This window comes from Streptomyces sp. 378 (assembly GCF_030124145.1).
Classification (GTDB): domain Bacteria; phylum Actinomycetota; class Actinomycetes; order Streptomycetales; family Streptomycetaceae; genus Streptomyces.
The window spans coordinates 1-5179 of the sequence record NZ_JASKMS010000071.1 but is presented as its reverse complement, the minus strand read 5'-3'; the positions used below and the strand labels follow the sequence as shown (position 1 = coordinate 5179).

General features: G+C 72.8%; 3 protein-coding genes. 2 read left to right on the top strand and 1 reads right to left on the bottom strand.

The genetic code is table 11. The features are described from left to right. Nucleotides 1-147: 147 nt before the first annotated feature. Nucleotides 148-2766: a glycosyltransferase family 1 protein gene (locus QNO09_RS39425; RefSeq protein WP_283975034.1), complete on the bottom strand. Its 2619-nt coding sequence runs from the start codon at nt 2764-2766 to the stop codon at nt 148-150. Nucleotides 2767-3041: 275 nt separating this feature from the next. Between QNO09_RS39425 and QNO09_RS39420 the strand changes: the two genes are divergently transcribed. Continuing rightward, nucleotides 3042-4244, top strand: a complete 1203-nt coding sequence (locus QNO09_RS39420; protein WP_283975033.1) for a S8 family peptidase — start codon at nt 3042-3044, stop codon at nt 4242-4244. 214 nt (nt 4245-4458) lie between these two features. Then, nucleotides 4459-5179: maltotransferase domain-containing protein (locus QNO09_RS39415; protein WP_283975032.1), on the top strand; the 721-nt coding region annotated here is incomplete at its 3' end.

Sequence of the window (5179 nt, the reverse complement as noted above, 5' to 3'; positions counted from 1 at the left end):
CGAGCGAAGCCGAGAACGGGGGAGCGTGCCGGGCGTCGCGACGCCGCGGAGATCCATCAGAAGGGGCCTAGGGGCGTGGGGCCGTATCGATGTGCGGCTCCGCCGCGTGGGCGCGCTCAGCCCACCACGCATCCGCGAACGGCGAACTCACCGCATCAACAGCCCCGCGGCCTCCACCAACTCCTCGGAAGGCCCGGCCACCAGACCCAGCTCCGCGCCGGAGGCCAGAAGCCGATGCGCGGGAAGGATCCGCACCGTGTATCCGAAGGGCCCGGTGCGATCCAGCGACAGGGGCCCTTCGTACACCCAGCGCCCGTCCTGGTCGGGCACGCCCACCGGCTTCAGCGGAACGACCGCCGCGTCACCGATGCGGTCCTCCTCGTCCACCCGCCCCGAGACGGTCTGCACCTCGACGTCGTCCGGCCCGAGGTCACCGAGCCCCACCCGCACCCGCAGCGCGAGTGTCGTACCGAGCTCCGCCAGGGTCTCCGACGCCGACGTCTCCACATGGTCGACCGTGACCCCCGGCCAGGCCGCCCGCACCCTGGTCTTCCACTCGGCCAGATCGCGCGCCGCATCCGGGCCCAGGGACCGGTGGGACAGGGCCGCCGGCGCGTAGAGCCGCTCCACGTACTCGCGGACCATCCGACCCGCCAGCACCTTCGGCCCGAGCAGGCTCAGCGTGTGCCGGACCATCTCGATCCACCGGTCGGGCAGGCCGCTCTGCCCACGCTCGTAGAAGCGGGGCGTCACCCGCTGCTCCAGCAGGTCGTACAGCGCCGCGGCCTCTATGTCGTCACGGTGGTCCGGGTCGGTCCCGACGCCGTCCGCCGTGGGGACGGCCCAGCCGAAGTCGGGCTGGAACCATTCGTCCCACCAGCCGTCGAGCACGGACAGATTGAGACAGCCGTTGAGCGCCGCCTTCATGCCGGAGGTGCCACAGGCCTCCAGTGGCCTGAGCGGGTTGTTCAGCCAGATGTCGCAGCCGGGGTAGAGCTTCTGCGCCATCGCCATGCCGTAGTCCGGCAGGAACACGATCCGGTGCCGCACCCGCGGGTCGTCCGCGAACCGCACCAGTTCCTGCACCAGCCGCTTCCCGCCGTCGTCCGCGGGGTGCGCCTTGCCCGCCACGACGATCTGGATCGGCCGCTCGGGGTGCAGCAGCAGGTCCATCAGCCGGTCCCGGTCGCGCAGCATCAGCGTCAGGCGCTTGTACGAGGGGACGCGCCGGGCGAAGCCGATGGTGAGGACGTCCGGGTCGAGCACGCTGTCGATCCAGCCCAGCTCGGCCGTATGCGCGCCGCGCTGCCGCCAGGAGGCCCGCAGCCGCTCGCGCACCTCGGTCACGAGCTGCTCGCGCAGCACGCGCCGCAGCTCGAAGATGTCCTGGTCGGGGATGTCGGCGACCGCGTCCCAGCGGTCGGAGCCGCCGACGGTCAGGGCGTCCTCGGCGCGCTGGGCACCGATCTGCCGGGCGCCGAGCCGGAACACCTCGGGGGCGACCCAGGTGGGCGCGTGCACCCCGTTGGTCACGGATGTGATCGGCACCTCGTCGGCGTCGAAGCCGGGCCACAGCCCGGCGAACATCTCCCGGCTGACGTGGCCGTGCAGCAGGGAGACGCCGTTGGCGCGCTGGGCCAGGCGCAGGCCCATGACGGCCATGTTGAACAGGTTGGGCTCCCCGCCGGGGTAGGTCTCCATGCCGAGCCGCAGGACGCGCTCGACGTCGATACGGGGCAGCTCGGCGTCGGGGCCGAAGTGGCGGGCGACCAGCGCGCGGTCGAAGCGGTCGATGCCGGCCGGGACGGGGGTGTGGGTGGTGAAGACCGTCCCGGCGCGGACCGACTCCAGCGCGGAGTCGAAGTCCAGCCCCTCGTCGCAGAGTTCCGCGATGCGCTCCAGGCCGAGGAACCCGGCGTGCCCCTCGTTGGTGTGGAAGACCTCCGGTGCGGGGTGGCCGGTCAGCCGGCAGTACGTCCGTACCGCCCGGACCCCTCCTATGCCGAGCAGCATCTCCTGGAGCAGCCGGTGTTCACTGCCGCCGCCGTAGAGCCGGTCGGTCACGCCGCGCTCACCGAGGTCGTTCTCCTCGACGTCGGAGTCCAGCATCAGCAGCGGGACCCGGCCGACCTGCGCCAGCCAGATCCGGGCGTGCAACTGCTTGCCACCGGGCAGGGCGAGGGCGACCTGGGCGGGGGTGCCGTCGGGCTCCTCCAGCTGGGCGACGGGCAGCTCGTTCGGGTCGAGGACCGGGTAGTGCTCCTGCTGCCAGCCGTCCCGGGACAGGGTCTGGCGGAAGTAGCCGTGCCGGTAGAGCAGACCGACGCCGATCAGGGGGACGCCGAGGTCGCTGGCGGCCTTGAGGTGGTCGCCGGCCAGGATACCGAGGCCGCCGGAGTACTGGGGCAGGGCGGCCGTGATGCCGAACTCCGGTGAGAAGTAGGCGATCGCGGCGGGCAGTTCCTCCGGCTGGGTCTGGTACCAGCGGTCTCCGGTCGTGTAGTCGTGCAGATCGCCCGCGACCGCGGTGAGGCGGCGCAGGAACGGGCGGTCCTGGGCCAGCTCCGCCAGCCGCCCGGGCGGCACGCTGCCGAGCAGCCGGACGGGGTCGCCGCCCGAGGCCGCCCAGCATTCGGGGTCGACGGACCGGAACAGGTCACGGGTCTCCGCATGCCACGACCAGCGCAGGTTGCGGGCCAGATCACTGAGGGGCCGGAGGGGGTCGGGGAGAACGGGTCGGACGGTGAATCGACGGATCGCCTTCACGGGTTCCACCTCGGCGCGTTCGCTGGATTTCGCAGGGCTTCGACGACGTCTCCTACGACAGTACCGGCGTCGGTGCCCCCGCCGCTGAAGCTCCGCCCCGGGACCCTCGATCGGCCTGAACAGCACCATCCACGGATATGGCCGATTCCACCCCATAGGCGTCCTTGTGGTGCTTCACCCGTCACGAGAGGCTGCCTCTGGCGTACCGGCCCGCACCCGCCGTTCGCGGCGCCGCGCGGCAGCCGTACGCCGAGTCGAGGAGGGGAACTCGGACCATGGCTCGGACGCGCGAGCGGCGTCTGCGCAGGACGGGGGGCCTGAGCGCGCTGCTCTGCGCCGCGGCGTTTTCGGCCACCACCCTGCCCGCGCACGCCGTACCGGAGGGGCGGATACTCGGCGCCGGATCACCCGGCTCCGTGCACGGGAGCTACCTGGTGACGCTGAGGGAGGGCACAGGGGCCCGGTCGGCGGCCGGAAAGCGCCTCGCCGAACAGTACGGGGTGGAGATCAGCCACACCTACGGCACGGTCCTCAACGGTTACGCGGTCCGGGCGGACGAGAGACGGGCCGGGCGGCTGGCCGCCGATCCCCGGGTCGCCTCGGTCGTCCAGGACACCCGCGTGCGGCTGGACGGCACCCAGCGGAACCCGCCGTCGTGGGGGCTGGACCGCGTCGACCAGCCGAAGCTGCCGCTGGACCGGAGCTACAGCTGGCCGGGGCGGGCCGGGGCGGGGGTGACGGTGTACGTGATCGACACCGGTGTCCGCACCACCCACAGGGACTTCGCGGGCCGGGCGGGCCACGGCTGGGACTTCGTCGGGAACGACCGGGTCGCCTCGGACGCCAACGGTCACGGCACACACGTCGCCGGCACCGTCGCCGGGACGGTCCACGGCGTCGCCAAGAAGGCCCGGATCGTCTCCGTGCGCGTCCTGGACGCCGTGGGCGGGGGCACCACGGCCCGGGTGATCGCCGGGATCGACTGGGTGACCCGGCACGCGAAGAAGCCCGCGGTCGCCAACCTCAGCCTGGGCGGCCCGCGCAACGACCGGCTGGACGCCGCGGTCCGTGCCTCCATCGCCTCCGGCGTCACCTACACGGTCGCCGCGGGCAACGACGGCAGGCCGGCCGGCCTGTACTCCCCGGGCGGCGTCGAGCAGGCCGTCACGGTCGGCGCGACCGACCGGGGGGATACGAAACCGGCCTTCTCCAACGACGGTCCCGCCCTCGATCTGTTCGCCCCGGGCGTCGCCATCACCTCGGCGTCGGCCGCGAGCGACACCGCGCGGGCCGTCTCTTCGGGTACCTCGATGGCGTCTCCGCATGCCGCGGGTGTGGCCGCGCTCTATCTCGCCGATCATCGGCAAGCGACTCCGGCGCAGGTCGGGAGGGCCCTGACCACCGCGGCGGCGACCGGGAAGGTCTCCGGCCGGGGCACCGGTTCGCCGGACAAGTTACTGCGGGTGCCGCGCGGGTAGGGCGAAGGAGCAGCCACGCCGGGGGGCCGGCCTCGTCCGTCGCGGCGAGGCCGGTCTTGTGTGTCGACATACGCGTGAGTAGTTAACAAAGTGCCGGATTGCCCACCCGAATAGGGTGGGAAGGCTCCTGCGGGTACCCCTCTCAGGAGCATCACGCAGGACCCACCTCCCCACACACATCCGCCTACCCACGTTGACGCGGACAGGAGCGGTCATGCCCGCCAAGCACCATTCGCCAGCACCCCCCAACCGCCGCACCACCGGGGCGCGCGCACCCGGCGGCGAAGCACGCCCCGCGCGCCCGGCCGAGGCCGCTCCACCGGCCTCGCCACCACCACGCGCGAGCGAGACGACCGCGGTCGGGCGCATACCCGTCCTGGACGTCCGCCCGGTGGTCCAGCACGGCCGCCGGCCGGCCAAGGCCGTCACCGGTGAGAGCTTCGAGATCTCGGCGACCGTGTTCCGGGAGGGGCATGACGCGGTGGCCGCCAATGTCGTCCTGAAGGACCCCGAGGGCCGCCCCGGCCCGTGGACGCCGATGCGTGAGCTCGCCCCGGGGACGGACCGGTGGGGAGCCACGGTCAGCGCCGGGGAAACCGGCCTGTGGACGTTCACCGTCGAGGCTTGGGGGGACCCGGTCAGTACCTGGCGTCATCATGCCCGGATCAAGATCCCGGCGGGCATGGACACGGACGTCGTCCTGGAGGAGGGCGCGCGTCTGTACGAGCGGGCGGCCGCCGGTGTGCCCGAGGAGGAGGGACTGCGCGACGTGATCCTCACCGCCGTCGATGCCCTGCGGGACGAGAGCCGTCCCGCGGCGTCTCGTCTGGCGGCGGCGTTGACGCCGGAGGTGGACGAGGTCCTGGCCCGGTATCCGCTGCGGGAGCTCGTCACCAGCAGTGAGCCGTTGCCGCTGCTGGTGGAGCGGGAGCGGG

Coding starts and splice junctions, on each gene's coding strand:
- QNO09_RS39420 (WP_283975033.1), top strand. CDS start 3,042: ATGGCTCGGACGCGCGAGCGGCGTCTGCGCAGGACGGGGGGCCTGAGC.